Genomic DNA, 25,941 nt, shown 5'->3' with positions numbered 1-25,941 from the left:
GGTCGCCCCTGGCGTCCGGCCGATGCCGGCTGCCGACCGTTCGTGAACGGCACGCCCCCGCCCATATGTCGTGCGACGCCGACGGGGGATTATAATGTTGAAGTTCACATCGGCTGCGCTCGCGGCCTTTTCACTATGCACGCCTGTCGTTCTGGCCCAGCCTGCCGCCGAAGGAGCGGATGGCGAAGCCTCCACCATCGTCGTGACCGGGGTTGTGGACCCGCTGCGCCTGAATATGAAGTCGCAAGGCGCCAGCCGGCTTGGCCTCACCGCGCTGGAAATGCCCGCCAGCGTGGAGACGCTGGATGGCGACGCCATTCGTCTGCGCGGCGATTTGACCATTCAGGATGCGGCCGCCCGCGCGACCGGCATCGTCAACACGTCGGGCGTGTTCGGCTTTGGCCTCTCGTCGCGCGGCTTCACCGGCCAGAATTCGGTGATGACGCTCTATGACGGGATGCGCATGTATAATAACACGCTCACCTTCCCGGCCGATCCGTGGATGGCGCAGAGCGTGGAAATTTTGCGGGGGCCTGCCTCCGTCCTCTATGGTGAGGGCGCCATTGGCGGGGCGGTCAATGTGGTCCGCAAGCAGCCGTCCGACGATATGCAGGTGAGTGGGCGGATCGGCCTTTCCTCCTTCGACAGCTTCAATGTTGCGGCCGGTGCCGGCGGTCCCATCAGCGAAGGCCTGTCCTATCGCGCCGACGCCAGCTTCCGCCGGTCGGAAGGCTGGATGGATCGGGGCGACAATGATGCGCTGGCTCTGGCCGGGGCGATCCGGCTGAAGCCTGCAAACAACCTCAGCATCACCCTGTCCCACGACTTCAGCGATCAAAATCCCCGGACCTGGTTCGGCGTGCCGCTGGTCAATGGCCAACTCGACCGATCGCTGCGGAAGAATAACTATAATGTGACCGACGCCAGCCTGCGTTTCCGCGACAACTGGAGCCAGGCAAAGGTCGAATGGAGCGTGTCGGACGCATTGACCATTCGCAGCAGCTTCTACCATCTCTGCGCCAATAAATATTGGAAGAATGCGGAAAATCTGACCTACATCCCGGCCACTGCCACGACCCCCGCGCAGGTGCGGCAGAGCAGCTTCCTGGAACTTTATCATATCCAGAAGCAGACCGGGAACCGCACCACCGCCAATCTGGATCATGACCTGGCCGGTCTGGAAAACCGGCTGGTCGTTGGCTTCGACGTCAATCGCATCAGCTACAAAAATGTCAGCAACAGCGGCAACACCGCCACCCGGTTGGTTGACGCCGCAAACCCGGTTCCCGGCCTGTTCATCCATCAACCCGGAGCAGTGACGAAGGCGCGCTACACCAATCGCATCCGCCAGTTTTCGATCTTTACCGAAGACCGGCTGAAATTCAGCGACCAGTTTTCGCTCGTCGGCGGGCTGCGTTATGACCGGCCGGAAATCACCAAGACCGACTATGTGAATGCGGCGAACAACTTCACCGCCACGCCCGATGCCGTCACCTGGCGCGTGGGCGCGGTCTATAATCCGATGCCCAGCCTGTCCCTCTATGGCCAATATGCGACCGCCGCCGATCCGGTCGGCGCGCTGGTGTCGACCAGCGTCGCGCAGAGCGATTTCGATCTGTCGACCGGGCGCCAATATGAAGCAGGAATCAAGCATATCTTCTGGGGCGCACGGGGCCAGTGGACGCTGGCGGTCTATGACATCGTCAAGCGCAAACTGCTGACGTCCGACCCGCTGATCCCGACCATCCAGGTGCAGGTTGGCCAGCAAAGTTCGCGCGGGGTGGAAGCATCGCTGTTTCTGGAGCCGGTCGACCGCGTCAACATCACGCTGAACGGCGCGCTGCTGCGGGCGCGCTATGACGATTTCGCCGAATCCGTGGGCGGCGTCCTGTTCCAGCGGGCCGGCAACCGGCCCAGCAATGTCGCGACCCGAACGGCCAACGCTTTTGTCAGTTGGGAATTTGCAAAGGGCTGGGTCGTGGATGGCGGCGTCAGCTATGTCGGCAAACGCTATCAGGACGCGGCGAACAGCCGGGTCGTGCCCGCTTATGCGCTGACCGACGCAGGGTTCCGGTTCCAGTTCGTCGAAGGCGCCAGCATCGCCCTGCGCATGCGCAACATCTTCAACGAAACCTATGCGCGTGCAACCTATGGCCAGACCCAATGGGTGTTGGGCGATCCCCGGACTGTCGAGGCGACCATCAATGTCGCCTTCTGACGGGCTGGTGGCGCGGCGGAGGGCATCGCCCTTCGCCGCGTCCGCCCTGTGGAAGGGCATGAAGCGCTGGCTTTATGTTTTCCATCGCTGGACGGGCATCATCCTGTGCCTGTTCTTCGCCATCTGGTTCCTGTCGGGACTGGTGATGCTCTATGTGTCCTTCCCGTCCTTCCGCGCAGCCGAGCGGGTGGAAACGGCTGCGCCGATCGATTGGGGGCGGGTGCATGTTGGGCCTGACCATGCGCTGGCGCAACTGAACCTGCCCGATTTTCCGGGCGAGATGCGATTGGACATGGTTGGTGGGGAGCCTCTCTACATCTTTGTCACGGCCGACGGGCGGCGGGCGGTGTCGGCCCTGACGGGGCAGGAAACAGGATCGGTCGACGCGTCCCGCGCAGGCGTGATAGCCACCGCCATGGTGCAGGCGCCCGTCGCCTCCATCGTGGCGGTCGATCATGACCAGTGGGTTGTGACCCGCGCCTATAAGGCGCTGGCGCCGTTCTGGCGCGTTCGCATGGCGGACGGGGCGGCGACGGATCTCTACATCCGTCAGCGGACCGGGGAAGTTGTCCAGAATGTGACGGCGCATGAACGCTTCTGGAACTGGCTGGGCGCCGTGCCGCACTGGATCTATTTTGAAGCGCTCCGCATCTTTCAGGAACCATGGCGTCAGACTGTGCTCTGGACATCCGGCATCGGCATGCTGGGGGCGATGGCAGGCATGTGGATCGGCCTGTTGCGGGTCCGGCTGAAGCGCCGCTACAAATCCGGTTCGGTCAGTCCCTATCGCGGCTGGATGAAATGGCACCATGTCGTCGGCATGGTTGCGGGGCTGTTCCTCATCAGCTGGGTCTTCAGCGGCTGGCTGTCGATGAGCCCCTGGGGCGGTCTGCGTGACAGGGGGCATCGCGATGCCGCCAGCCTCTACGCCGACGCCCGCGCGCAATTTCCCGCGACCGACCTCCCTGGGCTGGCGCGACGGGCGCAGGACGCTCGCGAAGTCCGCTTTGGCTGGCTGGGCGGACGGCCGGTCATCACCTTGTGGGGCAAAGGGCGGCCGCAACTGTTGGACGGGGTCGGCGCGCAGCCCATGGCGATCGATCAGGCGTTCGTCGTCGCTGCCGCCCGGCATGCCATGGCTGGCGCAAAACTGACGGCCGTGGAGCATCTCGATCATGCCGACCGCTATTGGTACGCGACCGGCGATCCCCGCGATGACAACCGGCCGCTGCCGATCTTGCGGCTGAAATTCGCCGATCCGGCGCAAACCTGGCTGCATATCGATCCCGCAACAGGAGCGCTGCTTGGCCAGACTGGTTCAGGCGCACGCAGCTATCGATGGCTGTTCAATGCGCTGCACAGCCTGGACTTCCCATGGTTGCTGATCTGGCCGCCGTTGCGCCACATCCTTGTCTGGCTGCTGTCGACGGGGGGACTGCTGATTGCGATCAGCGGTATCGTGATCGGCTGGCGACGGCTGATGAAGGGATGACGGCGTGGTCGGGGCGTGGTCGGGAAGGATGTCGACAGCCGTTCTGGCGGAGGGACTGTCTGTCCTACAGCGGCGACCTCGCCTATCCCGTCATCGGCTCTTTCGATTGTCGGCAGCATCTGGTTAAGCCCGCGGATGCGGCCCTGATAAAGCGACATAAGGCGACAATTTCGCACGCATTTTGCGTCTCTTTTGTCGCTTTATCGTCAAATCCGGGGCGATCGGACGGTGTCAGCGCCGTCGCGCGCCAGAAGCTGTTCGAGGGACTGGCGCGCCATGGCGGCGATCCGGACGACCCGGTCCTGGCTGTGAACCATGACGCGGGACGATGCCGTGCCATCGGCTGCGCGCTTCAAAATGCCCTGCACCATCGCAGCATAGCGGAACTGCGCATAGGCAAGATACCAGGACATGTCGGGCACCGCTATGCCGCGTCGGCGGCAATAGCGGGCGACATAGTCATCCATCGCAGGAATACCGAGCGAAGGCAGGTCGGCTCCCACAAGGCTTGTCGCAGCCAGCCCGGCATCGGGCAGATCCCACCATGCGCGCAGATGATGGGCAAGGTCGATCAGCGGATTGCCCAGCGTGGCCATCTCCCAGTCCAGAACAGCCGATATGCGCGGTTCGTTGGGGGCGATGATCAGGTTGTACAGTCCATAATCCCCATGGATGAAGCATATCTCCTCCGTCTTTGGCAGATGCCGGGGCAGCATCTCCATCAGCCAGTCCATGTCTGCGATCGGCGTCAGTTCCGCTTGTCGGTAGAGAGACGACCATCGCATCAGATTGCGCGCGGCATAGCCATCAGCTCTGGCCAGGTCGCCCAGCCCGACGGCGCCGGGATCGATCGCATGCAGGCGCGCCAGAATGTCGTTCATGTCTTCATAAATGGCGGCGCGCTCCTGCGGCGCGCATCCCGCCATGTCCGCCTCCCAGAATATCCGGCCCGCGACATGCTCGACGATATAGAATTCGGACCCGATGACATCCGTGTCGGCGCAATAGAGATAGGGACGCGGCGCTGGTATGTCCGTCTTCGCCAGCGCAGACAGGATATGATATTCGCGGTCGATGCGGTGCGCCGACGCGACAAGCTGGCCCGGCGGCTTGCGGCGCAGCACGAAGCTCCCGGCCGGGCCGGCAAGGCGATAGGTGGGATTGGACTGGCCGCCTTTGAACTTGGTGGCGGACAGATCCCGGCCCATGCCCGGCAGGCGGGGGGCGAGATAGGCTGCCAGCCGATCCAGGTCCAGCAACAGATGGGCGGGCGGCGCTTCCTCGCCGGAAAACTGCTCCTGACGGCTGATCATGCCTCGTCCCCCATGCTGCGGGCGGGCCGATATTTGTCGAATTCGGCGCGGGCGATCACTCTGTTGTGAACATCGTCCGGCCCGTCGCCCATGCGCAGCATCTGCATGCGCGTAAAGCCATAGCCAAGACCGAAGTCGTTGGTCAGGCCGGCGGCGCCATGCGCCGCCACCGCAATATCGGCGACCATCCGGCCGATCCGGGTTGCCGCGACCTTGATCTGGGAGATTTCGCTGCGCGCTTCCTTATTGCCGACCATATCCATCAGATGCGCCGCGCGCTGCGTCAAAAGACGGGCCATGTTGATCTGGATGCGCGCATCCGCCACCCTTTCCTGCCAGACCGACTGGCTGGCCAGCGGCTTGCCGAAGGCGACCCGGCTCAGCAGGCGCTGGCAGGTCAGTTCCAGCATACGCTCACACTGGCCCAGAATGCGCATGCAATTATGGATGCGGCCCGGCCCTAGCCGTCCCTGCGAAATCTCGAACCCGCGCCCCTCCCCAAGGATGATGTTCTCCGCGGGAACCCGGACATTTTCGAACAGCAACTCCCCTTGTCCCTTGGGCAGATCGAAGAAACCCATGACCGGCAGCGGCCTTATCCAGCGGATGCCGGGCGTATCGGTGGGAATCAGGATTTGCGATTGTTGCAGGTGACGGGGCGCGTCTGGATCAGTCTTGCCCATCAGGATGAAGATGCGCGTATTGGGATGATAGGCGTTGGTGATGAACCATTTGCGACCGTTGATGACATAGTCGCCGCCGTCGCGCTCTATCCGCGTCTGGATGTTGGTCGCGTCGGATGAAGCAACCGCCGGTTCCGTCATGCAATAGGCCGAACGGATTTCGCCTTCCAGCAGCGGCTTTAGCCAGCGATCCTTCTGCGCCTGCGTGCCATATCGGTCGAGCACCTCCATATTGCCCGTATCCGGCGCGGAGCAGTTGAATATCTCCGACGCATAATGGACCCGGCCCATGATTTCGGCGAGCGGCGCATAGTCGAGGTTGGACAAGCCTGCGCCATTGTCTGAATGGGGCAGAAACAGGTTCCACAGGCCTTGCGCCTTCGCTTGCGTCTTTAACTCCTCCAGGATCGGCGGCACGCGGAATTGTTCGGGACCGGCGTGAAGTTGATCCTCATATAATGCTTCATTGGGATAGACATGATCATCCATGAAGCGCTGGAGTCGGGCAGCGAGCGCCTGAGAATGGGCGCTTTGCGCGGGTATCATATGGCAGGACTCCTCACCTCCGGTTTCTGACTTGCCGCTTAGATAGCGCGTAAACGAATAATGTGCCAGCATACTATCTTGACAGGCGGAGCAAGTGCGTTAGCCTGTTCGCCGAAAGATGACGCCCGGCGAGGATGGGCGCGGCGATAAGGAGAGGCAGGCATGGCATCCAACATTCAGGTGGAGTGGCCGGACGCAGCCATTGCATTGATCATAGTCGGGGACGGCGGCACGCCCGGCCATACGACCAGTTGCGCCACAGTGTCGGCGCTGGCGGATGCGTTGGATGCTGCCATCGAACAAGGCGCGCGGGTTATCGTGCTGGCGTCGTCGGTCGCGGGGCATTGGCTGGAACATGCCTATCTCGACGATATTGTAAAACTGGTGGAGGGACAGGCGGCGACGGGCGATCCGGCCGGCTGGTTCCGGTCGCTCCAGACGCTCAATCGCGGCAGTGCCGTGACGATCGCGGCGATCAGCGGCGACACGTCGGGCGGCGGATGCGAACTGGGCTGGGCCTGCGATCTGCGCATTGCCGAGGAAGGCGCGCGCTTCAGCCAGCCCGAAGTCATTATCGGCGCGGGTACGGGCATTGGCGGCACGTCGCGGCTGATGCGCCTGATCGGGCGGACGATGACGGCGGAAGTGGTGCTGACCGGGCAACCGCTGACGGCGGAGCGCCTGTACGCACTGGGCGGCGTCAACCGCGTCGTGGCGAAGGGGGAAGCGGTCGAGGCGGCGCTGGCCATGGCGCGCCACATTGCCGCGCTGCCGCCGCAGTCGGTGGCCGGCATGAAGCGGATGCTGGGCGAGGCGGAAGATCTGAACCAAAGCCAGGGCATCGAAAATGATCAGGCGATCAGCCAGACTTTGTTCGCCCATCCCGACAGCCTGGTGAGCATGAAGGCAATCCAGCAGCGCTTCGATGCGGGCGAAACGATGGACGCAATTTATTGGACGCGGGGCTGACCCCTCGACGGTACATTTTTCCAAGGAGAGTGACGATGGATCTGGGGCTTTCCGGTCTGAAGGTGATTTTGGGTGGCGCGACACGGGGCATCAGCCGGGAGACGGCGAAGCTGCTGGCCGCCGAAGGCGCGACATTGGGCCTGTTCTCTCGCAATGGCGATGCGCTGGATGATCTGAAAGCCGAACTGGGCAGCACGGTCGAGACGCAGGAATATGTGCTGGAGGATCGCGAGGGTTATCGCACGATGCTCACCGGCCTTGCCGAGCGGATCGGCGGGTGCGACATTTTCATCCACTCGATCAGTTCGTCCGGCGCGCAGGGATCGGGCGACTGGGACGAAAGCTATCGGCTGGACATGCTGGGCGCGGTCGACGGATGCGAGGCGCTGGAACCCTGGCTGGAAAAATCTGCCGCCGGATCGATCATCCTGATGTCGAGTACGGCGGCGGTTGAGACATTTCTGGTGCCGCAGGCGTTCAACGCGATCAAGGCGGCGGTCATCACCTATGGCAAGCAATTGAGCCAGGCCTGGGCGCCCAAGGGCATCCGCGTGAACATGGTGTCGCCCGGCCCGATCACCTATCCCGGCGGCAATTGGGAAGGGGCAAAGGCGCTGGCGCCGGACCTTTATGCGGGGATCGTCGGTCAGATTCCGATGGGCCGCATGGGCACGCCCGAAGAAGTTGCGAAGGCGATCGCTTTCCTCGCCAGTCCTGCGGCCGGCTATGTCACCGGCGCCAATCTGGTGGTCGACGGGGGCTTCACCAAGCGCGTCCAGTTCTGACGCAGGAGGACAGGCAAATGGCGACCAAGGCGCGCTACGCGGAAATCCGTTTCAACGACCGGCCGATCAAGGAGATGCGCGCCAATCCCGAAGCGCTGCTGCTGGAGCCGGGCGAGATCACCGCCGATTATGAGGCGAAATCGCCCTGGCGGCTGGACGAACTTTATCCCGACATTGCCCGCTATCGGGCGGTGTCGGTCCGCCCCTTTATCGATGCCGATGCCAAGGCGCGCGAAGAGGAGAAGATGTGGAGTCGCGTCTGGCTGCTGGCCGGGGTGTCGAGTGACATCCCCGATGCTGGCGACTGGTTCCGCTTCGATATCGGCACCCAGTCGATCATCGTCGCGCGCGGCAAGGATGGCGAGGTCAACGCCTTCTACAATGTCTGCAAACATCGCGGCAATGAACTGGTGCAGGAGGATTTCGGCAAGGGCGCCACATCCTTCACCTGCATCATGCATAGCTGGCGCTATAATATGAAAGGAAAGAATGTCCGCGTCACCGACCGCGAGACATTCGGACCCGAAGCGCTCTGCCAGAATCTGGACCTGACGCCGGTCCATGTCCGCGACTGGGGCGGGCTGATCTTCGTCAACATGGCGGCCGACCCCATGCCGCTCGAGGCGTATTTCGCCGACCTGATGCCGATGCTGGCCTCCTACCGGATGGAGGAAATGCATGTCGTCAAGGATTTGACGATCGAAGTGCCGGCCAACTGGAAGACCATGTATTCGGTCTTTAACGAGAACTACCATGCGCATGCCACGCATCCGCAGATCAAGCCCTATGTCGATGACTATAATGTCCAATATGACCATTATCGCCATGGTCATAACCGGCATCTGTTTCCCGTCGCGGTCGTGTCCCCGCGCTGGCCCGACAGCCGCTTCATCAATGTCGGCCTGGCCTTCATGATGCAGGAGGCGGGCGTCAAGGCCGTCGGGTTCAAGGGCGACGCGCGCCATGTGCGCCGGGCCATTCAGGCGGCCAAGCGCCGGCCCGACAATGTCTATGGCATGGATTTTTCCGGCTTCACCGACAATCAACTGACAGACGACTGGAACCCGTCGCTCTTTCCCAACGTCACGCTCAACATGCATCCCGAAGGCGTGTTGTTGCAGCGCTTCCGCCCTCATCCGACCGATCCGGAAAAGGGCTATCATGATGTGATGGTGCTGTCGGCGCGACTGGGCGAGGGGCGGCGTCCGCCCGCCTATATGGGGGTGGAGGATGATGTCGACGTGTCGGGCAAGGTGCGCCCGCCGCGTCGGCGAACCACCCATGAAAATCCGCAGGGCGGTGAAGTGGTGGAGCAGGACATCGCCAATATGGTGACGCTCCAGCGCGGTATGCGGTCCAAGGGGCTGAACGACATCATCGTCTTTTCCGAGCAGGAAAGGCGGATACAGCAGTTCCTGGCGGAACTGGACCTGTATCTGACGGATGCGAAGGAACCTGACTGGACGCCATAGGCCAATCCCGAGCGTTCGGGATCTGACGATAAAGTGACAAAAGAGACGCAAAATGCGAGCGAAATTGTCACTTTATGTCACCTTTGGCGTGCTTGTACGGGATGATTATCAGCGCGTTTTTATCGACAGTCGAAGGAGCCAATCGCAGGATGATGGCGATCGGCGCTGTAGGACAGGCACATATTCCGCCGCCGGGCATGCAGCCCGGAAGCGCTCGCTGTATAGCTGCTCCATTGACTGTAACAGATGTTTGGTATTATCAGGGTCGCAAGAAAGGCGGTCCTGACCCATGTACAACTATATTCCTCCCATTGACGATTATCGCTTTCTGCTGACGCGGGTCCTGGGGTTCGACACGGCGATGAGCGCGCTGGGGCAGGATGTGGATGCCGATCTTGCCGCGACCGTGCTGGAGGAAGCCGGACGGATGTGCGCCGAGCGCCTGCATCCGATCAATCGCGAAGGCGACGAGCATGGCAGCCGTCTGGTGGACGGCGCTGTGCAGACGCCGCCGGGCTTTGCGGACGCCTATCGCGATTTCGCCGATGCCGGCTGGGCTTCTTTGTCGGCCGATCCTGCTTATGGCGGACAAGGGCTGCCCTTCATCCTCCAGCTGTGGCTGGACGAGATGTTTTCCGCGACGAACCTGTCCTTCGGTCTGTTCTTCGGCCTGACGCGCGGCGCGTGCGAAGCGATCGCGGCTCATGCCAGCGACGATCTGAAAGCCGCTTATCTGCCCAAGATGGTAAGCGGCGAGTGGACCGGGGCTATGGCACTGACTGAAAGCGGTGCGGGCACCGATCTGGCGCTGCTCAAGACCAAGGCCGTACCCGCAGCCGACGGCAGCTATGCCGTGACGGGACAGAAGATCTTCATTTCCTCTGGCGATCATGATTTTGGCGGCAACATCGTGCATCTGGTGTTGGCGCGCCTGCCCGATGCGCCGCCGGGGGTGAAGGGGATCAGCCTGTTCCTGGTGCCCAAATATCTACCGGATGGCGCGCGCAACGCCATGTCCGTCGGGGCGCTGGAACAGAAGATGGGCATCCATGCCCAGCCGACCTGCGTGATGAATTATGACGGCGCAACCGGCTGGCTGGTGGGGGAGCCGCATCGCGGACTGGCCGCCATGTTCACGATGATGAACGCCGAACGGCTGATGGTCGGTATTCAGGGGCTGGGCGTGGCGGGTGCGGCCTATCAGCAGGCGGCGGGCTATGCCAGGGAACGGTTGCAGGGGCGCAGCGCCGATGGCGCGCGCGGGCCGGTGACGATCATCGAACATGCCGATGTGCGCCGCATGCTGCTCAACATTCGCGCCTTTGTGGAGGCTGGCCGCGCGCTGGCCGGCTGGACCGCGCTGCAACTGGACCGCGCCCATCGCCATCCCGACGCGGCCGAGCGGGCGGAGGCGGACGCCTTCGTTGCGTTGCTGACCCCGGTGGTCAAGGCGGCCTTCACCGACTTCGGCTTTGAAAGCGCGGTACAGGCTCAGCAGGTGTTCGGCGGCCATGGCTACATTCGCGAATGGGGGATGGAGCAATATGTCCGCGATGCCCGCATCGCCCAGATTTATGAAGGCACCAATGGCGTGCAGGCGATGGATCTGGTCGGTCGCAAGCTGGCGCTGGGCGGCGGGGCCGTGGTGGAGCGCTTCTTCGATCTGGTGTCGGGGGATCTGGATGCCGCCGATGCGCCCCTGACGGCGGGCGCCGTGCGGGAGGCTCTGGGCCTGTTGCGCGATGTGACCTCGTCGCTTCAGGGCGCGTCGGTCAACGCGGCGGGCGCTGCGGCGGTGGATTATCTGCGCCTGTTCGCATTGGTGTCGATGGGGTGGATGTGGGTGCGTATGGAAAGCGCGGCGGCGCAGGGCGATACGCCGCTAGAGCAGGCGAAGCTGGCCGTTGCCCGTTTCTTCGTCGATCGTATGCTGCCCCAGACGAAGGGGCTCGCCGTCGCTATTCAGACAGGAGAGGCCAGCATGATGGCGCTGGCGCCGGACGCTTTCTAGGCAAGGTCAATCGGCTTGGGGTCGGGATCGATGCGCAGCGGCGCAGTGTCGGCGCTGCGTCTGGCGCCCCGGACGTGACTTATAGCCGTCCCAGCGGGCGGCGGAATAGCGCGTCATGAAAAGCTGGTGTCGAACAATGGGCGCACATCGAGTTTGCGAGCAATCACCCCTGCGCGCAGATAACGGTCGGCCGTTTCCTGCTGTTGGGCGATCAGGGCGTCATCCACCCTGGCGGGCACGCGATCCGCACGCCCCTGCATGATCCGCAGAATATCGATCGCCAGGCCGGTATCCCTGTGCATCAGTTCGGCATAGGCGTCGCGATTTTTGGCCGACCACAGCCAGCCGGCGTAAAGACGGTCATGATAATCCTGCAAAAGCGCGCGCTTCTGCGCAATTGCCCCCTCCCGCCCGAATAGCAGCCCATAGCCCGGCACCAGATCCTGTTTGCCCGGCAGGATGCGCGCGCCTTCCTGTTCGGCCATGGCGGCGTTGGGATCCCAGATCGCCCAGGCGTCGACAGCCCCGCTCTGCAACGCGGCGCGGCCGTCCGATGGGGACAGGAAAGCGAAGTTCACACTGTCATAAGGCTGGTGATAGGCTTCCAGCACCGCCAGCACATGATTGTGGCTGATGGATCCGCGCGGCGTTGCGATCCTGTGGCCGGCAAGATCGGCGAGGGAGCGGATGGGGGAATCCCGGCGCACCAGCACCACCGGCCCCATGCCGCGCGTCGCCTGCGCCCCGATCGCCTTGATCTTTGCATCGGTGCCGGCCGCGAAGATGAAGGCGGAATCGCCACCGATCCCGCTGTCGATCGCGCCCGCGTTCAGCGCCTCCAGCAGCGGGGCGGCGTTGGGGAATTGGGACCAGACAACAGGATAGGGAATATTGTCCAGCCGCTTTGCGCCCTGAAGCACTACGCGCGATCCGCCGCGTTGATCGCCCACGAACAGCGTGTCCCTGGCGTCCGCGCCTTTGCCGCTACAAGCCGCCAAGGCTGATCCCGCCAGCATGAACAGGGCGGCGCGGCGGTCGAGAAGCATGGACATGGTGGGAAAAGCCCTTTGGAAATGCACTTCCCTTTAGCAACCGGAATGCGCGTTGAGGCATGAAGATGCCAAATAGGTCGGGCGATCCTGCTCAACCGGGGTGATGCAGGCAGGCACGAAGATGCCGGGCACACACCAGAACGTGCATTGACCGGCAACGGACATTGCGCCCAAATCTGCCATTGGAAATAATATCGGGGATGGGCGTGGACCGCTGGCAAGCCATGAAGATATTCGTTCGCGTGGCGGACGCGGGCGGCTTTGCCGAAGCGGCGCGGCAACTGCATCTGAGCCCGCCGGCGGTCACGCGGGCGATCGCGACGCTGGAGGAGGAGATTGGCGTCCGGTTGCTGACCAGGACGACCCGGTCGGTGAAGCTGACCGAGGCGGGGGGCGGCTATCTGGACGATTGTCGGCGCATTCTGGCCGACATGGCCGATGCCGATGCGGCGGCGGCGGGTGCGCATGGCAATCCGACGGGGACGTTGCTGGTGACCGGATCGGTGCTGTTCGGCCATATCTATGTGCTGCCGATCCTGCTCGACTATCTGGATCGCTTCCCGGCGGTGACCGGACGCAGCCTGTTCGTCGATCGCATCGTCAATATCGTGGAGGAAGGGATAGATGTCGCCGTGCGGATCGGCCATCTGCCGGATTCGGGGCTGAGCGCCCTGCGGGTGGGATCGGTCCGCCGGGCCATTTGCGGCGCGCCCGCCTATTTCGAACGTCATGGCATTCCCCGGACGCCGGCAGAACTGGCCGGTCACCGCATCATCATGCCGACCGGCGCCTGGTCGTCGCCCGAATGGCATTTCGGGCCGGACGGCCGGACCAGCGTGACGGTGCATCCCCGATTGCAATGCAACACGGTCGAGGCCGCGATCACCGCCGCCGAACAGGGGTGGGGGCTGACGCGCGTGCTATCCTATCAGATCGCGCCGGCGCTGGCGGCGGGCCGGCTGGTGACGGTGCTGGACGAACATATGGAAAAGCCGTTGCCGATCCATGTCGTCCATGCCGAGGGACGGCGCGTGGCGGCGAAGGTGCGCAGTTTCGTGGATCTGGCGGTGGAGCGACTGCGGGCCAATCCGCTGTTCCAGTGATCCGGCTATTATTCCATTTTTAGGAATAATAATTTACAATTTCACATAATTATCAAATATCTTCGCAAGGCATATCTCCATCTCCAGAGGCTGAAGCCGTTGCTCAGCGACCCAGGAGGGTGGAGGACATAATGAAGACACTGGTCATTTCGATGTTGCTGGCAAGCACGGGCATCGTCGTTCCAACAGGCGCATTCGCCGCGCCGGCGCAGGTGGCGGCGCAGGTTCCGGCCGCCGCCGTGCAGGCCGCGCCGGCAACGATCCATTATCGCAGCATGACGATCGACGGCGTGAAGATGTTTTACCGCGAAGCCGGGCCTGCCGACGGCCCGGTCCTGCTGCTGCTCCACGGATTTCCCACATCATCGCACATGTTCCGCAACCTCATCCCGCTGCTGGCCGATCGTTATCATGTCATCGCGCCGGACTATCCGGGCTATGGCGAGAGCGATGCGCCCGACCATCGCCAGTTCAACTACAGCTTTGGCCATTATGCCGACATGGTCGATACGCTGATGGGGCGGATCGGCGCCCAGCGCTATGCCATGTATGTGATGGATTATGGCGCGCCGGTGGGATACCGTTTGGCCATCAAGCATCCCGATCGGGTCAGCGGCCTGATCGTGCAGAATGGCAATGCCTATGAGGAAGGGCTGGGCGCCTTCTGGGATCCGATCAAGGCCTATTGGAAGAGCGGATCGGCCAAGGATCGGGAAGCGCAGGGCTGGCTGGTCGGGCTGGACGCGACCAAATTCCAATATCAGGATGGCGTCAGCGACCTGTCGCGGATCAGCCCCGACAATTGGGTGCATGATCAGGCGCTGCTCGACCGGCCGGGCAACAAGGATATTCAGCTCGACCTATTCTATGACTATCGCACCAATTTGCCGCTCTATCCGGCGTTTCAGGCGTTTTTTCGCGAACGCAAGCCGCCGACGCTGATCGTATGGGGCAAGAATGACAAGATCTTCCCGGAAGCGGGCGCGCATCCCTATCTTCGCGACCTGCCCGATGCGGAGATGCATATCCTGGATACCGGCCATTTCGCCCTGGAGGACAAGCTGGACGTGATGGCGCCAATGATCCGCGATTTCCTGGATCGCAAGGTGGCGCCGCGCTGAGGACGGGGTGGGACGGTTCTGCCGGGACCGCCCCACCCGCTGGACCCATGATGGGAGACGAACCATGTCCTACGGATTTCTGGATATTGCGATGACGCCGAGCGTACGCGCGGCGCAGGCCGAGATGGGCGCGGACGCCCAATGGGAGGCGTTCAGCGGCAATCGGTCCTTCGACCGCTTCACCGCGAACGAGGCCACATTTCTGGCGGCGCGGGACAGTTTCTACATGGCCAGCGTGTCGGAAGATGGCTGGCCCTATGTCCAGCATCGCGGCGGGCCGGCCGGTTTCCTGAAGATGGTGGACGATCGGACTCTGGCCTTTGCCGATTATCGCGGCAATCGCCAATATATCAGCACCGGCAATCTGGCGGCGAACGACCGGGCCTGCCTGATCCTGATGGATTATCCCCGGCGGGCGCGGCTGAAAATCTATGCCCATGTCGAAAAGCTGGCGATGGATGCGAACCCGGCGCTGACCGAACTGGTGATGGACGAAGGCTATAAGGCGCGGGCGGAGCGCATCTTCCGGCTGCGGCTGGAGGCGTTCGACTGGAATTGCCCGCAACATATCACGCCCCGCTTCACCGAGCGGGAAATCGAACAGGCGGTGCGGCCGCTGCATGAACGACTGGCGCAACTGGAGGCGGAAAATGCCGCGCTTCAGGAGCGGCTCGGCAAGATCGGAGACGCATGATGGACAGTTCAAGACCACCTCTGCCGCCCTTCACTCTGGACACGGCGACGCAGAAGGTGCGCATGGCCGAGGATGGGTGGAACAGCCGAGATCCGGCCAGGGTCGCCCTGGCCTATACGCCGCTCAGCCAGTGGCGGAACCGGGCCGAGTTTCTGGAGGGGCGGTCGGCGATCATCGCGTTCCTGACGCGCAAATGGAAGCGCGAACTGGATTATCGGCTGATCAAGGAATTATGGGCCTTCACCGATAATCGCATCGCAGTGCGCTTCGCCTATGAATGGCATGACGACAGCGGCAACTGGTATCGCTCCTATGGCAATGAGAATTGGGAATTTGACGCGCATGGCCTGATGCAGCGGCGGCTGGCCTGCATCAATGATGCGCCGATCAGCGCGGCGGATCGGAAATTCCACTGGACGCCCGGCCGCCGCCCCGACGACCATCCCGGCCTGAGCGACCTTGGACTGTAGGAACGAGAGAGCATGGGTGGTCCACGCCGTGATGCGGACGTGGGCCACCCATTGTCATCTATTTCTCTTTTGTTTTCCGCATTTTCCGAGACAGCAGATGATGCCATCTGCTTCGAAGATGCTTTAGCGCCCCTGAACCACCAGCATCACCGCGCCGCGCGCCGGCACGGCGTAGCTGGCGGGCAGGTCAGTGCCGGTAGCGCCCGACCAGAGGTCTTCCACCTGCGAAATGGAGGAAAAACCTGCGTCGGCGGCGGTCAGTCCCAGCGACGCGGCCTGCGTCCCGCGATTGAACAGGGCCAGTGCGACGCGCCCGTCGGCCAGCGGCTTGGCCCAGATTTCGAGATCGCCCTGCTTGCGGATCGCCCTGCCCTGAACCCCGCGCGCGTCCTGATCGATTGCGATGACGCGGCGATTGGTCAACATCGCCAGCGTTTCCGGGCTGGTTTCGCGCAGGTCATGGCCCATCATCAGCGGCGCTGCGGCCATCGCCCACAGGGTCATATGGGTGCGATATTCGTCCGCGCTCATGCCGCCATTGCCGATTTCCAGCATGTCGGGATCGTTCCAGCCATGCGGGCCGGCATGATCGGGATTGCCATTCTTGTCGAAGCCGATCTTCGCCATGGTCGGATAATCGTCGGTAATGTCGCCGGTGGTGCGCCAGAGCTGGCCGCCGACGTCGCGGCCCCAGCTGCCGACGTCGAAGCGGCCGTATTCGCACAGGGAGAAGATGATCTGCCGTCCGGTCGCCTGCAACGCTGCGCCCATTTCATGATAGCTGCGCTTGACCGTGTCCGCATCGGCATAAAACCATTCGCCCGAGCAGAGATCATATTTCAGATAGTCGAAGCCCCAGTCGGCAAAGCTTTTCGCATCCTGCGCGACATGGCCATAGCTGCCCTCATAGCCGGCGCAGGTGCGTGGTCCCTGCGAGGAATAGATGCCGATCTTCAGCCCCTTGGCGTGGACATAATCGGTCAGCGCTTTCATGTCCGGGAATTTGGCATTGGGGTGCAGCACGCCATTGGCGTCGCGCTGACCCTGCCAGCCGTCGTCGATGTTGATATAGGTGTAGCCCGCATCGCGCAGGCCGGTCGACACCATCGCATCGGCCATGGCGCGGACCGTCTTGTCATCAATATGTTCGGCGAACTTGTTCCAGCTGCTCCAGCCCATGGGCGGGGTGGCGGCGAGTTTGCTGGGAATGGGCTTTCCCAGCGGGGGCAGGGGCGCGAACTTGAAGGCGCGGGCCTTGGCGTCCTTGGCGGCGCCGCGATAGCCGTCGATCGAAACCTTCGTTTCCCAGATTTGCCCCTCCAGATGCGGCTTGCCATCGGTCAGGCTGACGCTCCAGCTGCGGGTGGGGTGATCGCGATCGTTGATGTTGCGCGCTTCGAACAGAAGCTTTCCGTCGGCGATGCGCGGGTTCAGCATCTCGACCGGGCCGTACCAGAGCGTCGTGACGCTGCCTTCGATTGTCGCGCCTTTGCTTTTCACCTGCATCATGGTGACGCGGGGGTTGGCGGGGCATCATCGAACAGCCAGACGCCGTCAAAGGCGGTCTTTGCGCTGGCGGGGGCGGCGGCACATAGGGCGGTGGCGAGGGTCAGGCTCGTCAAAAGGGCGCGCGTCATCGCGATCTCCTCCATGGGATCAAAGGGAAACGGGAAAGGGGCCGGATGCGCCGCCGTCAGGCGGTGGCGGCATCCTGACGGGCGTCGCTGCGGCTGCGGCTGTAGAGACAGTAGAAGAGCAGGCCGATGACGTTCCAGGCGCCGAAGCGAACCAGGGTCGTGTCCGGCAGGCTGAAGAGCAGATAGGCGCAACCCAGGATCGTCAGCGTGCCCACGACATAGGGTTGGGGGCAGCGGAACAGGCGGGGCAGTTCGGGCGATCGACGGCGCAGGATCATGAGGCAGGCGCCCACCGCCATGAAGGCGATCAGCGTGCCGGCATTGGCCAGTTCGGCGATTTCGTCCAGCCGGAAGATGCCGGCGACCAGCGCGATCGACAGGCCGGTCATCAGCGTGATGCGCGTCGGCGCGCCGGTGCGCGGGCTGATCTTGGCCAGGCTGCGCGGCAGCAATCCGTCGCGCGCCATGACGAAGAAGACGCGGCTCTGGCCGTACATCATGACCAGAATGACCGAGGGCAAGGCGATGACGGCGGCCAGCGCGATCAGATGCGCGGCGGTCGGCTGGCCCAGCTGACGCAGGACGAGGGCGAGCGGCTCGGGCGAATTGGCGAGTTGCTGGAAGGGCAGGGCGCCGATCGCGGCGATGGCGACCGCCATGTAGATGAGCGTGCAGACCAGCATCGATCCGATGATGCCGATGGTGAGGTCGCGACCCGGATTTTTGGCTTCCTCCGCCGATGTGGCGACGGCGTCGAAACCATAGAAGGCGAAGAAGACGATGGCCGCAGCCGCCATCACGCCACGCTTCTGCCCCTCAATTTCCGTGCTGGCGAATCCATAGGGCATGAAGGGTTCCAGATGGCCCGACTGAAAAGCGGGCAGCGCCATGGCGACGAAGATCGACAGCGCGACGAGCTTGATGATGACGAGGATGATATTGAGCGTCGCGCTTTCGCGCGTGCCGGCGATCAGCATGCCCATCACGCCCAGCGCGACCAGCACGGCGGGCAGGTTGATGATGCCGCCGCCATGCGGCCCGACCAGCAGCATCGCGGGCAAATGGATGCCCGCCGATTGCAGCCAGCCCACCAGATAGCCCGACCAGCCGACCGCCACGGTCGAACAGGCGAGCGAATATTCTAGGATCAGGCTCCATCCCACGATCCAGGCGATGGTTTCGCCCATTGCGGCATAGCTGAACGTATAGGCGCTGCCCGCCGCCGGGATCAAAGTCGCCATTTCGGCATAGGCGAGCGCGGCGCAGGCGCAGACCGCGCCGGCGATGGCGAAGGCCAGGATCACGGCGGGGCCGGCCCGTTCGGCCCCCACGCCGGTCAGCGTATAGATGCCGGTGCCCACGATCGCGCCGACGCCCAGCGCGATCAGGTGCGGCCAGCTGAGGGTTTTGGCGAGGCTATGCCCGGACTCGCGCTGGGCGAGTTTTTCGATGGATTTGCGTGGTCCGAGCATGAAGTCCCCTTTTTTAGCGGATCACTGAGTATGGCTGGCGGCAAAATGCGCGCGCAGATCGTCTAGCGTGCTGGCGATATGCTGGGTCAGCAGCGCCTGAACGGCGTCCGACTGCCCCGCGAGCCATGCGTCGAGCAGCGCCTGATGCTCCAGATGGGCGCGATCGCCGCGTCCCGCCGGAGCCAGATGGGCCAGCACATAGCGTTCGGCCAACACTTCGAGGCGCTCGACCAACTGGGTGGTGAGCAGCCGGCCGCCCGGCCGCACCAGCGCAACATGGAATTCGCGGTTGCGCACGGCGACGGCGTTCAGATCATCATTGGCGGCGGCGTCGAGCAGTTTGAAAGCGTCGAGCGCGGCGACCTTGTCCGCGTCCGTGATGTGCTGGCAGGCGAAGGCGACGGCCGCCGGTTCGATCGCGAGGCGCAGCAGATAGATTTCCTCGGCCTGATCGGCCGACATGGGGCGCACGAACCAGCCGCGATTGGCCTGGCTGGTGAGCAGCCCTTCATGCTCCAGTCGGGCCAGCGCCTCGCGCAGCGGAATCTTGCTGACGCCCAGTTCCGCCGCCAGCGCATCCTGCCGCACCGGCTCACGCTCGGGCAGCTTGCCCTCGACGATCCGTTCCCGGATCACTTCGAAAATGCGTTCGGCAAGGGTGCGGACGACGATTGTCACCTGATTGTCTCCATATAGGGCGCTGCGGCGCGGGAAAGATGCGCTGCATGACGAACGTATATGGTAGATAATTGCCTATTGCACTGCAAAACAGCGTTTGTTGTATGTCTGTCCAACTTTGTCATAACGCCCACGCGCTGCGACCGGCATGCCGGTCGCTTTGGCGGGAAAGGGCGAAATTGAACCATCGTCGGGCAAAGCCTTGTCTGCTGATTGCTCTGTTGATATAACGTATACGATATTGAACGGGCGATGCAATGGAGTTTTTGTGGGGCGTATAGCGATCATCGGCGGCGGCGTGGTGGGCCTGTCCACGGGCATAGCCTTGCTGGACGCGGGACAGGCGGTCGTGCTGGTCGATGACGATGATGCGGGGCACGCCGCATCCTGGGGCAATGCCGGCCATATTGCGGTGGAGCAGGTTGCGCCGCTGGCGTCTCTTTCGTTGTTGCGCAGCGTGCCCCGCCGGCTGTTCGTGCGGGGCGGCGCGCTGGATTTTCCACTGTCGGCGATTGGCGCGTGGCTGCCCTTTGGTCTGCGATTGATGGCGGCGGCGCGGCCGGCGCGCTTCCGGCAGGGCAGCGATGCGTTGCGCGGACTATTGGCGCAGGCGATGCCCGCATGGGAGGCGCTGGTCGACCGGATCGGCGCACCCGACCTGCTGCGGCAGGATGGCCATTATGTGCAATGGGGGAATGCCGACGCAGCGGCAGGAGGGCGCGCCGCATGGGAAGCGGCCGATATCGGCACGGCGCAGGTGGAAAGCGCGAGCGCCGCCGATTTGTCCCGGCTGTCTGGCCTGACCAGTGAGCCGGTGGCGGGCGCGATCCGTTTTGCCGGCAGCGGTCAGATAACCGATCTTGGCGCGCTGCGTCATGCATTGCGGGCGGCTTTTGTCGCGCGGGGCGGTGAGATTGTCGCGCGCCGCGCCACGGCCATCCGTGACGGTGCGCGGGTCGCAGTGCCGGGCATCGATGCCGACCGGGTCATCATCTGCGCCGGCGTCCGGTCCGGTCCGCTGATGGAGGGGTTGGGCCATAAGGCGCCGATGATTGCCGAGCGCGGCTATCATGTTCGCGCCAGCGCCGCCGACTGGCCCGCCGATCTGCCGCCGGTCGTTTATGAGGATCGATCGATGATCGTCACCCGCTATGCCGATTGCGTGCAGGCGGCGAGCTTTGTGGAGCTGGGGCGGGTCGATGCGCCCGCCGATCCGCGCAAATGGGAGCGGCTGGAGCGGCATGTGGCGGAACTGGGCCTGCCGGTCCGGGGACCATTTACGCGCTGGATGGGGTGCCGGCCGACCCTGCCCGACTATCTGCCGGCGATCGGCCGGTCGGACAAGGCGGACAATCTCTTTTACGCCTTTGGCCACCAGCATCTGGGGCTTACATTGGCGCCGATCACGGCGCGACTGATGGCGGCAATCGTGACGGGGACGGAGCCGGCGCTGTCGGTCGCCCCCTTCGACATTGGGCGTTTCGCATAAGGATGACGATATGATTGGTGGATCGAGCGCGCAGGCCGAACTGGACCGGCTGCACCCATGGGCGGATCGCGCCGCGCCGATTGCGGCGGCGGAGCGGCTGGCCCGGATCGCGCGGGCGCAGGAGCTGGCCGACGGGATCGGCGCGCAGGCGCTGCTGGTCAATGCCGGGGCGTCGCTGCGCTATTTTTCGGCGGTGCCATGGGGGCAGAGCGAGCGGCTGGTGGCGATGCTGCTGGTGCCTGGCCGTACCCCGATCATCATCTGCCCGCATTTCGAGATCGGCACGCTGGAGGCGGATCTGGCGATCGATGCGGAGATCCGGTCCTGGCAGGAGGACGAAGATCCGGTGGCGCTGGTGATCGATGCGCTGGGGCAAGCGGGCGCGCGGACGGTGGCGGTGGACCCGGAGCTGCCCTTCCACTTTGCCGAACGGCTGCGGCAGGGGACGAGCGCCAAGCTGGTCGATGCGACGCCGGTCATCAGCGGATGCCGGATGGTGAAGTCCGCCGCCGAACTGGCGCTGATGCAGCAGGCCAAATCCATGACGTTGCAGGTGCATGCGGCCGCCGCGCGGATATTGCGCCCCGGCATAAGGGCGAGCGAAGTGACGCGCTTCATCAATGAGGCGCATCGCCGGCTGGGCGCCAAGGGTTCCAGCTTCTGCATCGTGCAATTTGGCGAGGCGACCGCCTATCCCCATGGCCTGCCGGGCGACCGCACGCTGGAGGAGGGGCAGCTGGTTCTGATCGACACGGGCTGCACGATCGAGGGCTATCATTCCGACATTACCCGCACCTATGCCTTTGGCGCGGTGGACGAACAGGCGCGCTCCATCTGGGCGCTGGAGAAGGAGGCGCAGCAGGCGGCGTTCGACGCGGTCATGCCCGGTGCGCCGTGCGAAAGCGTGGACGCGGCGGCGCGGGCGGTGCTGGAGAAGGCGGGGCTTGGTCCCGACTATCGCCTGCCCGGCCTGCCGCATCGCACCGGGCACGGCATCGGCCTGTCGATCCATGAACCCGCCTATCTGGTGCGGGGGGACAAGACGCCGCTGCAACCGGGCATGTGCTTTTCCAACGAACCGATGATCGTCGTGCCGCAGCGTTTCGGCATCCGGCTGGAGGATCATTTTCATGTGACCGAGACGGGCGCGCAGTGGTTTACGCAGCCGCAGGGGACGATCGACCGGCCTTTTGCCGACTAAATAACCTCCGTTCGGTTCGAGCTTGTCGAGAACGGCTGCGCGCCGACTTCTCGACAGGCGGTTCTCGACTTCGCTCGAACCTGCTCGAAGCGAACGGATAGGGTCAGGCGGTTCGTGACTGCAGCAGGCGTTGCGCTCCGACATTCAGCACCAGCACCAGTGCGCCGATCGCGGCGGCGACCAGGCCGATGCGCAGATAGGCGTCGAGGATGATGGCGCGGTCGCCGCCGTCCGCGCCGCCGCCCATCGCTTCGATCACCGATGCGATGACGCCTGCGCTGAAATTGCCCGCCGCCGTCGCCAGGAACCATGTGCCCATCAGGAAACTGAGCATATGGCGCGGCGCGAAGCGGGACATGGCGGAGAGGCCGACGGGCGACAGGCACATTTCACCGATCGCGTGGCAGAGGAAGAGCAGGAAGATGAAGGCGAGCGGCACCTTCTGATCCGCCGGCACCCACTGCGCCAGTGCCATCAGCACGAAGCCGCCGCCGACCATGATGATGCCGAAGGCGAAGCTGCTGATCGGCGTGGGCATCCGGTCCGCTTTCGCTAGGCGCAGCCAGAGCGCGGCAAAGGGCAAAGCGATCAGGCAGACGAAGAAAGGTGGGAGCGCCTGAAAGACCGAGGCGGGGACCTCATGGCCGAAAATCATGCGGTTGACATGATGGTCGATGAAGAGGCTGAGCGAGGAGCCGCTCTGTTCGTAGAGGCCCCAGAAGACGGGCTGAATGACGATGAGGGCGAGTGCGTAGAGCAGCTTGCGGCGCTCTTCGCCTTCGAGCCGGGCAAGGGCGATCCAGACTAGCAGCAGGCCGACGAGTATCCCGCCGACCGCCAACAGGGTGCCGGTCAATTTCGGTGATATAAGCAATACCCAACTGAGCAAGGTCAGCGGGATCGTGCTGGCGTAGATCAGCCATTCGCGTTTCAGGCCGAAGACGGGCTGCGCCAGCGCTGCCGGATCGGGGGCTTCGCCGCCGCCGAGCAGATGGCGCTTGCCGCGTGCGAAGACGATGACGCCTGCGATCATGCCGATGGCGGCTGCGCCGAAGCCGTAGCCCCAGCCCAAAGTCTCGCCCAGAACGCCGCAAATGACCGGGCCGATCGCGCCGCCCAGATTGATGCCCATATAGAAGAGCGTATAGGCGCTGTCCCGGCGCGGATCATGCGCGGCGTAGAGCTTGCCCACCAGCGCCGAGATATTGGCTTTGAGGAAGCCGGTGCCCACGACGATCAGCGACAGGCCGATCCAGAAGATGGCCTGCGCCGACGTGCCGAGAACATCCTCCAGCCCCAGCGTGATATGGCCGCTGGCGATGACCAGCCCGCCGAATAGCACTGCCTTGCGCTGACCCAGCCATCGGTCGGCGAGGTAACCGCCGATCATGGGGGACAGGAAGACCAGCGCCAGATAGGCGCCGTAGAGCAGGCCCGATTGCTCGCCCGAATAGAGGAAATGCCGCGTGAGATAGAAGATCAGCAGCGCGCGCATCCCGTAGAAGGAGAAACGCTCCCATAATTCGGTGAAGAAGAGGACGTAGAGGCCCTTGGGATGGCCCCAGAGCATTTCGGCTTCCGGCTGGATCATCGTCATATCGTCAGGGAATCCAGCGATAGTCGGGCTTGGCGGTGACTTCGGGCACCGGGGCGGTCAGCTCTGCGCCGCGTTTCGGGTCGGTGGCCGCGGCCTGATCGACGAAGCCGTAGGACACGCCCTTGTCGAACTGGCCGCCGCGATGTTCGACGTCGCCGATCGTCTGCGCTGTGCCGGACAGGATGATCCCCTTTTCATATTCGCCGATGCCGAGCATCGATGTTGCTGCGCGGGCGTGGCCGCGCAGGATCGTGTCGCCGCGCAGGACGGTGAGGCCCGCGATAACGGCATCGTCGCGAAGCTGCGCCCGGTCCGAAACGACGGCATGGTCCTCGACCCGCGCCCGGTCGGCGACCGTGCCGGAAAGGACGCGGGCATAGGGGCCGACATAAGCGGTGGCGGCGACTTGCGCCCGCGGACCGACCCAGCCGCCGCCATTGGCATGGCGATGGCCGCCGGGGATGGGGGCGGGCGCATCGGGCCGGGCGCCGTCCAGCTGCACCATCCAGGGATAGCGGTAGATGGAATAATAGGGCTGGTCCCAGCGGATTTTCTGCATCTGCGAGGGGGTGGCCATCACGACCAGATAAAGGCCCTTGTCGTCGGGGCGGATGGCGATTGCCGTCTGCGCGCGGGCGCCGCGCTGGAGGGGGCTGTAGCGGCTCTGGCCGTCGGCCCCGATCGCGACCACGCCCCAGCGCCAGTCGGAGGCGGGCGGCGGGATGGTTTCGGGTTCGTCGGGGAGGCCCGGCAGTTTTGTGGTGGCGGACGCCGGTTGCACGATGCCGCGGAAGGTGACGGTGACGCGGGTCTGGCCGGCATCGGGGTTCAGCCTGACGATATTATAGCCCCAGCGCTGGGGCGCCCAGAGGTCTGGCACGGCATAGCGGCGCTTGTCGGCATCGATCGGGTCCAGCACGGTCGCGGCCAAGATGTCGGGGCCGGTGGTCTGGTCGTAGCCGCCATAGTTTTTGCGATAGACGGCGCCATTGGCATAGTCCCAATTGGCGTTGCGGAGCGCCCAGTCGCCGAAGGCGTCGTTCAACTGCTCCTGCGTCCAGCCCATGTTGGACCGCAGCACAGAGAAGGGATCGGCGGTCAGGCGGCCGGGATCGTCCTTGCCCGGCGCGGTGCGCCAGAGGGCGTTGACGGCGTCATAGCCATAGCGATCCTTGAGATATTCGAACCATTGCCAGTTGCAGTAGCGCGACCGGGTCGAGCCATAATAGAGGTGGGGATATTGTTTGAGCAGCACCGAACAATGGGTGTTGTCGCGAAACTCGGGCAACTGGGTGGTCATCCAGTTGGCGTGGCTTTCGAACATCCAGCCGGTATAGGGCGAGTCCATCAGCCGGCCGGTCGCGGCCTGCAAGGCGTGGGTCAGTTCATGGGCGAGACCGAACCGGTCCTTCAATGCGCCGGGGCCAATCCACATGCCCATATGGCCTAGCGAATCCGTGCCGCCGGTCAGGCCATAATCGACGCCGATATAGGCGTTGACCTTGTACTTGGTGGCGTCGGCGCAATGGGGCATCGGGAAGCCCAGAGTGTCGATGAAGTAGGACCAGACATATTCCAGATGCGCCGCGGCCGCCTTTGCGTCGGCCGGATTGACAGTGCCGGGCTTCCAGTGGAAGGCGACATGGGCGCTTTCCATCTGGAGCGGCAGGGCGCCGTTGACGGCATCGCCCGGATCGGTCGCGGCGACCGTCCAGGGGGCAACGGCGCAGATAGGATTTCCGGCGCTTAACTTCGCATATTTCCCGCCAGTTTGGACATTTTGTTGCGCCGGGCTGATCCTATCGGAAAGTGCTGTCGCACAATCACTGGGCGCGAACATAACGCCCGGCCCGCCAATAGGACAGCGATCTGCCCCTGTGAAACTCTGCGGCCGGGGCAGGGCGGCCAGCGCCGCGCCCCCCATCGTCAGACCAACAG

21 protein-coding genes are annotated in these 25,941 nt (G+C 63.8%); 12 read left to right on the top strand and 9 right to left on the bottom strand.

The window, feature by feature from the left end:
- Positions 1-94 precede the first annotated feature (94 nt).
- Together ACFOKF_RS21130 and ACFOKF_RS21125 are read left to right on the top strand one after the other, a co-directional pair.
- Positions 95-2,218: a TonB-dependent receptor gene (locus ACFOKF_RS21130; protein ID WP_380798508.1), complete on the top strand. Its 2,124-nt coding sequence runs from the start codon at positions 95-97 to the stop codon at positions 2,216-2,218.
- Positions 2,205-3,710, top strand: a complete 1,506-nt coding sequence (locus ACFOKF_RS21125; protein ID WP_380798507.1) for a hypothetical protein — start codon at positions 2,205-2,207, stop codon at positions 3,708-3,710. The genes ACFOKF_RS21130 and ACFOKF_RS21125 overlap by 14 nt, the downstream gene beginning before the upstream one ends.
- A 206-nt stretch (positions 3,711-3,916) precedes the next feature.
- On the opposite strand, the gene ACFOKF_RS21120 is transcribed toward ACFOKF_RS21125, so the two are convergent.
- Both ACFOKF_RS21120 and ACFOKF_RS21115 read right to left on the bottom strand, forming a co-directional pair.
- Positions 3,917-5,023 carry a phosphotransferase family protein gene (locus ACFOKF_RS21120; protein ID WP_380798506.1) on the bottom strand — a complete coding sequence of 369 codons (1,107 nt, stop codon included), beginning with the start codon at positions 5,021-5,023 and terminating at the stop codon, positions 3,917-3,919.
- The gene (locus tag ACFOKF_RS21115; protein ID WP_380798505.1) at positions 5,020-6,252 is read right to left on the bottom strand and encodes an acyl-CoA dehydrogenase family protein; all 1,233 of its coding nucleotides are present in this window, start codon (positions 6,250-6,252) and stop codon (positions 5,020-5,022) included. The genes ACFOKF_RS21120 and ACFOKF_RS21115 overlap by 4 nt, the downstream gene beginning before the upstream one ends.
- A gap of 162 nt (positions 6,253-6,414) precedes the next feature.
- Here ACFOKF_RS21115 and ACFOKF_RS21110 point away from each other — a divergent pair, with 162 nt between their 5' ends.
- The 4 genes from ACFOKF_RS21110 to ACFOKF_RS21095 all read left to right on the top strand — a co-directional run bounded on the left by ACFOKF_RS21110 (position 6,415) and on the right by ACFOKF_RS21095 (position 11,489).
- The gene (locus ACFOKF_RS21110) at positions 6,415-7,221 is read left to right on the top strand and encodes an enoyl-CoA hydratase/isomerase family protein (RefSeq protein WP_380798503.1); all 807 of its coding nucleotides are present in this window, start codon (positions 6,415-6,417) and stop codon (positions 7,219-7,221) included.
- Between the two features lie 35 nt (positions 7,222-7,256).
- Complete coding sequence (locus ACFOKF_RS21105) at positions 7,257-8,006, top strand: SDR family NAD(P)-dependent oxidoreductase (RefSeq protein WP_380798501.1); 750 nt, start codon at positions 7,257-7,259, stop codon at positions 8,004-8,006.
- A gap of 17 nt (positions 8,007-8,023) precedes the next feature.
- Positions 8,024-9,478 (top strand): aromatic ring-hydroxylating oxygenase subunit alpha, encoded by a 1,455-nt coding sequence (locus tag ACFOKF_RS21100; RefSeq protein ID WP_380798500.1) that lies wholly within the window; start codon positions 8,024-8,026, stop codon positions 9,476-9,478.
- A gap of 289 nt (positions 9,479-9,767) precedes the next feature.
- A complete protein-coding gene (locus ACFOKF_RS21095; RefSeq protein WP_380798498.1) occupies positions 9,768-11,489 on the top strand; it encodes an acyl-CoA dehydrogenase in 1,722 nt (573 codons plus the stop codon).
- Between the two features lie 113 nt (positions 11,490-11,602).
- Here ACFOKF_RS21095 and ACFOKF_RS21090 read toward each other — a convergent pair whose 3' ends face one another.
- Positions 11,603-12,541 (bottom strand): ABC transporter substrate-binding protein, encoded by a 939-nt coding sequence (locus ACFOKF_RS21090; protein ID WP_380798497.1) that lies wholly within the window; start codon positions 12,539-12,541, stop codon positions 11,603-11,605.
- Positions 12,542-12,765: 224 nt separating this feature from the next.
- Between ACFOKF_RS21090 and ACFOKF_RS21085 the strand changes: the two genes are divergently transcribed.
- From ACFOKF_RS21085 to ACFOKF_RS21070, 4 genes are all read left to right on the top strand, one after another.
- Positions 12,766-13,644 (top strand): LysR family transcriptional regulator, encoded by an 879-nt coding sequence (locus tag ACFOKF_RS21085; RefSeq protein ID WP_380798495.1) that lies wholly within the window; start codon positions 12,766-12,768, stop codon positions 13,642-13,644.
- Between the two features lie 131 nt (positions 13,645-13,775).
- Positions 13,776-14,765 carry an alpha/beta fold hydrolase gene (locus tag ACFOKF_RS21080; protein WP_380798494.1) on the top strand — a complete coding sequence of 330 codons (990 nt, stop codon included), beginning with the start codon at positions 13,776-13,778 and terminating at the stop codon, positions 14,763-14,765.
- A 64-nt stretch (positions 14,766-14,829) separates the two neighbouring features.
- Entirely contained in the window at positions 14,830-15,459 is a 630-nt protein-coding gene (locus ACFOKF_RS21075) for a pyridoxamine 5'-phosphate oxidase family protein (RefSeq protein WP_380798493.1), read from the top strand.
- On the top strand, positions 15,459-15,929 hold the full coding sequence (locus ACFOKF_RS21070; RefSeq protein WP_380799320.1) for a nuclear transport factor 2 family protein: 471 nt from the start codon (positions 15,459-15,461) through the stop codon (positions 15,927-15,929). The genes ACFOKF_RS21075 and ACFOKF_RS21070 overlap by 1 nt, the downstream gene beginning before the upstream one ends.
- 123 nt (positions 15,930-16,052) lie before the next feature.
- Here ACFOKF_RS21070 and ACFOKF_RS21065 read toward each other — a convergent pair whose 3' ends face one another.
- Genes ACFOKF_RS21065 through ACFOKF_RS21050 form a run of 4 tightly spaced genes read right to left on the bottom strand, consistent with a single transcriptional unit; the run spans position 16,053 to position 19,716 of the window.
- Entirely contained in the window at positions 16,053-17,429 is a 1,377-nt protein-coding gene (locus ACFOKF_RS21065; RefSeq protein ID WP_380798491.1) for a glycoside hydrolase family 27 protein, read from the bottom strand.
- A 5-nt stretch (positions 17,430-17,434) separates the two neighbouring features.
- The gene (locus tag ACFOKF_RS21060; RefSeq protein WP_380798489.1) at positions 17,435-17,566 is read right to left on the bottom strand and encodes a hypothetical protein; all 132 of its coding nucleotides are present in this window, start codon (positions 17,564-17,566) and stop codon (positions 17,435-17,437) included.
- Positions 17,567-17,622: 56 nt separating this feature from the next.
- A complete protein-coding gene (locus tag ACFOKF_RS21055; protein WP_380798488.1) occupies positions 17,623-19,038 on the bottom strand; it encodes an amino acid permease in 1,416 nt (471 codons plus the stop codon).
- A 21-nt stretch (positions 19,039-19,059) separates the two neighbouring features.
- Complete coding sequence (locus ACFOKF_RS21050) at positions 19,060-19,716, bottom strand: GntR family transcriptional regulator (protein WP_380798486.1); 657 nt, start codon at positions 19,714-19,716, stop codon at positions 19,060-19,062.
- 268 nt (positions 19,717-19,984) lie between these two features.
- On the opposite strand from ACFOKF_RS21050, the gene ACFOKF_RS21045 reads away from it, so the two are divergent.
- Both ACFOKF_RS21045 and ACFOKF_RS21040 read left to right on the top strand, forming a co-directional pair.
- Positions 19,985-21,205, top strand: a complete 1,221-nt coding sequence (locus ACFOKF_RS21045) for an NAD(P)/FAD-dependent oxidoreductase (protein ID WP_380798485.1) — start codon at positions 19,985-19,987, stop codon at positions 21,203-21,205.
- Between the two features lie 10 nt (positions 21,206-21,215).
- A complete protein-coding gene (locus tag ACFOKF_RS21040; RefSeq protein WP_380798484.1) occupies positions 21,216-22,406 on the top strand; it encodes a M24 family metallopeptidase in 1,191 nt (396 codons plus the stop codon).
- Between the two features lie 103 nt (positions 22,407-22,509).
- Here ACFOKF_RS21040 and ACFOKF_RS21035 read toward each other — a convergent pair whose 3' ends face one another.
- Both ACFOKF_RS21035 and ACFOKF_RS21030 read right to left on the bottom strand, forming a co-directional pair.
- A complete protein-coding gene (locus tag ACFOKF_RS21035; RefSeq protein WP_380798483.1) occupies positions 22,510-24,003 on the bottom strand; it encodes a peptide MFS transporter in 1,494 nt (497 codons plus the stop codon).
- Positions 24,004-24,007: 4 nt separating this feature from the next.
- Complete coding sequence (locus tag ACFOKF_RS21030) at positions 24,008-25,843, bottom strand: Svx/AvrXca family virulence/avirulence protein (RefSeq protein ID WP_380798482.1); 1,836 nt, start codon at positions 25,841-25,843, stop codon at positions 24,008-24,010.
- Between the last annotated feature and the right edge of the window lie 98 nt (positions 25,844-25,941).

It is taken from the genome of Sphingobium rhizovicinum (assembly GCF_042647625.1).
In the GTDB taxonomy this organism is placed as follows: Bacteria; Pseudomonadota; Alphaproteobacteria; order Sphingomonadales; family Sphingomonadaceae; genus Sphingobium; species Sphingobium rhizovicinum.
This window is presented reverse-complemented; position numbering and strand designations above follow the sequence as displayed.

Coding starts and splice junctions, on each gene's coding strand:
- ACFOKF_RS21075 (WP_380798493.1), top strand. CDS start 14,830: ATGTCCTACGGATTTCTGGATATTGCGATGACGCCGAGCGTACGCGCG.
- ACFOKF_RS21130 (WP_380798508.1), top strand. CDS start 95: ATGTTGAAGTTCACATCGGCTGCGCTCGCGGCCTTTTCACTATGCACG.
- ACFOKF_RS21115 (WP_380798505.1), bottom strand. CDS start 6,252: ATGATACCCGCGCAAAGCGCCCATTCTCAGGCGCTCGCTGCCCGACTC.
- ACFOKF_RS21070 (WP_380799320.1), top strand. CDS start 15,459: ATGGACAGTTCAAGACCACCTCTGCCGCCCTTCACTCTGGACACGGCG.
- ACFOKF_RS21105 (WP_380798501.1), top strand. CDS start 7,257: ATGGATCTGGGGCTTTCCGGTCTGAAGGTGATTTTGGGTGGCGCGACA.
- ACFOKF_RS21030 (WP_380798482.1), bottom strand. CDS start 25,843: ATGTTCGCGCCCAGTGATTGTGCGACAGCACTTTCCGATAGGATCAGC.
- ACFOKF_RS21110 (WP_380798503.1), top strand. CDS start 6,415: ATGGCATCCAACATTCAGGTGGAGTGGCCGGACGCAGCCATTGCATTG.
- ACFOKF_RS21125 (WP_380798507.1), top strand. CDS start 2,205: ATGTCGCCTTCTGACGGGCTGGTGGCGCGGCGGAGGGCATCGCCCTTC.
- ACFOKF_RS21060 (WP_380798489.1), bottom strand. CDS start 17,566: ATGACGCGCGCCCTTTTGACGAGCCTGACCCTCGCCACCGCCCTATGT.
- ACFOKF_RS21040 (WP_380798484.1), top strand. CDS start 21,216: ATGATTGGTGGATCGAGCGCGCAGGCCGAACTGGACCGGCTGCACCCA.
- ACFOKF_RS21085 (WP_380798495.1), top strand. CDS start 12,766: ATGAAGATATTCGTTCGCGTGGCGGACGCGGGCGGCTTTGCCGAAGCG.
- ACFOKF_RS21100 (WP_380798500.1), top strand. CDS start 8,024: ATGGCGACCAAGGCGCGCTACGCGGAAATCCGTTTCAACGACCGGCCG.
- ACFOKF_RS21090 (WP_380798497.1), bottom strand. CDS start 12,541: ATGTCCATGCTTCTCGACCGCCGCGCCGCCCTGTTCATGCTGGCGGGA.
- ACFOKF_RS21080 (WP_380798494.1), top strand. CDS start 13,776: ATGAAGACACTGGTCATTTCGATGTTGCTGGCAAGCACGGGCATCGTC.
- ACFOKF_RS21120 (WP_380798506.1), bottom strand. CDS start 5,023: ATGATCAGCCGTCAGGAGCAGTTTTCCGGCGAGGAAGCGCCGCCCGCC.
- ACFOKF_RS21095 (WP_380798498.1), top strand. CDS start 9,768: ATGTACAACTATATTCCTCCCATTGACGATTATCGCTTTCTGCTGACG.
- ACFOKF_RS21055 (WP_380798488.1), bottom strand. CDS start 19,038: ATGCTCGGACCACGCAAATCCATCGAAAAACTCGCCCAGCGCGAGTCC.
- ACFOKF_RS21035 (WP_380798483.1), bottom strand. CDS start 24,003: ATGACGATGATCCAGCCGGAAGCCGAAATGCTCTGGGGCCATCCCAAG.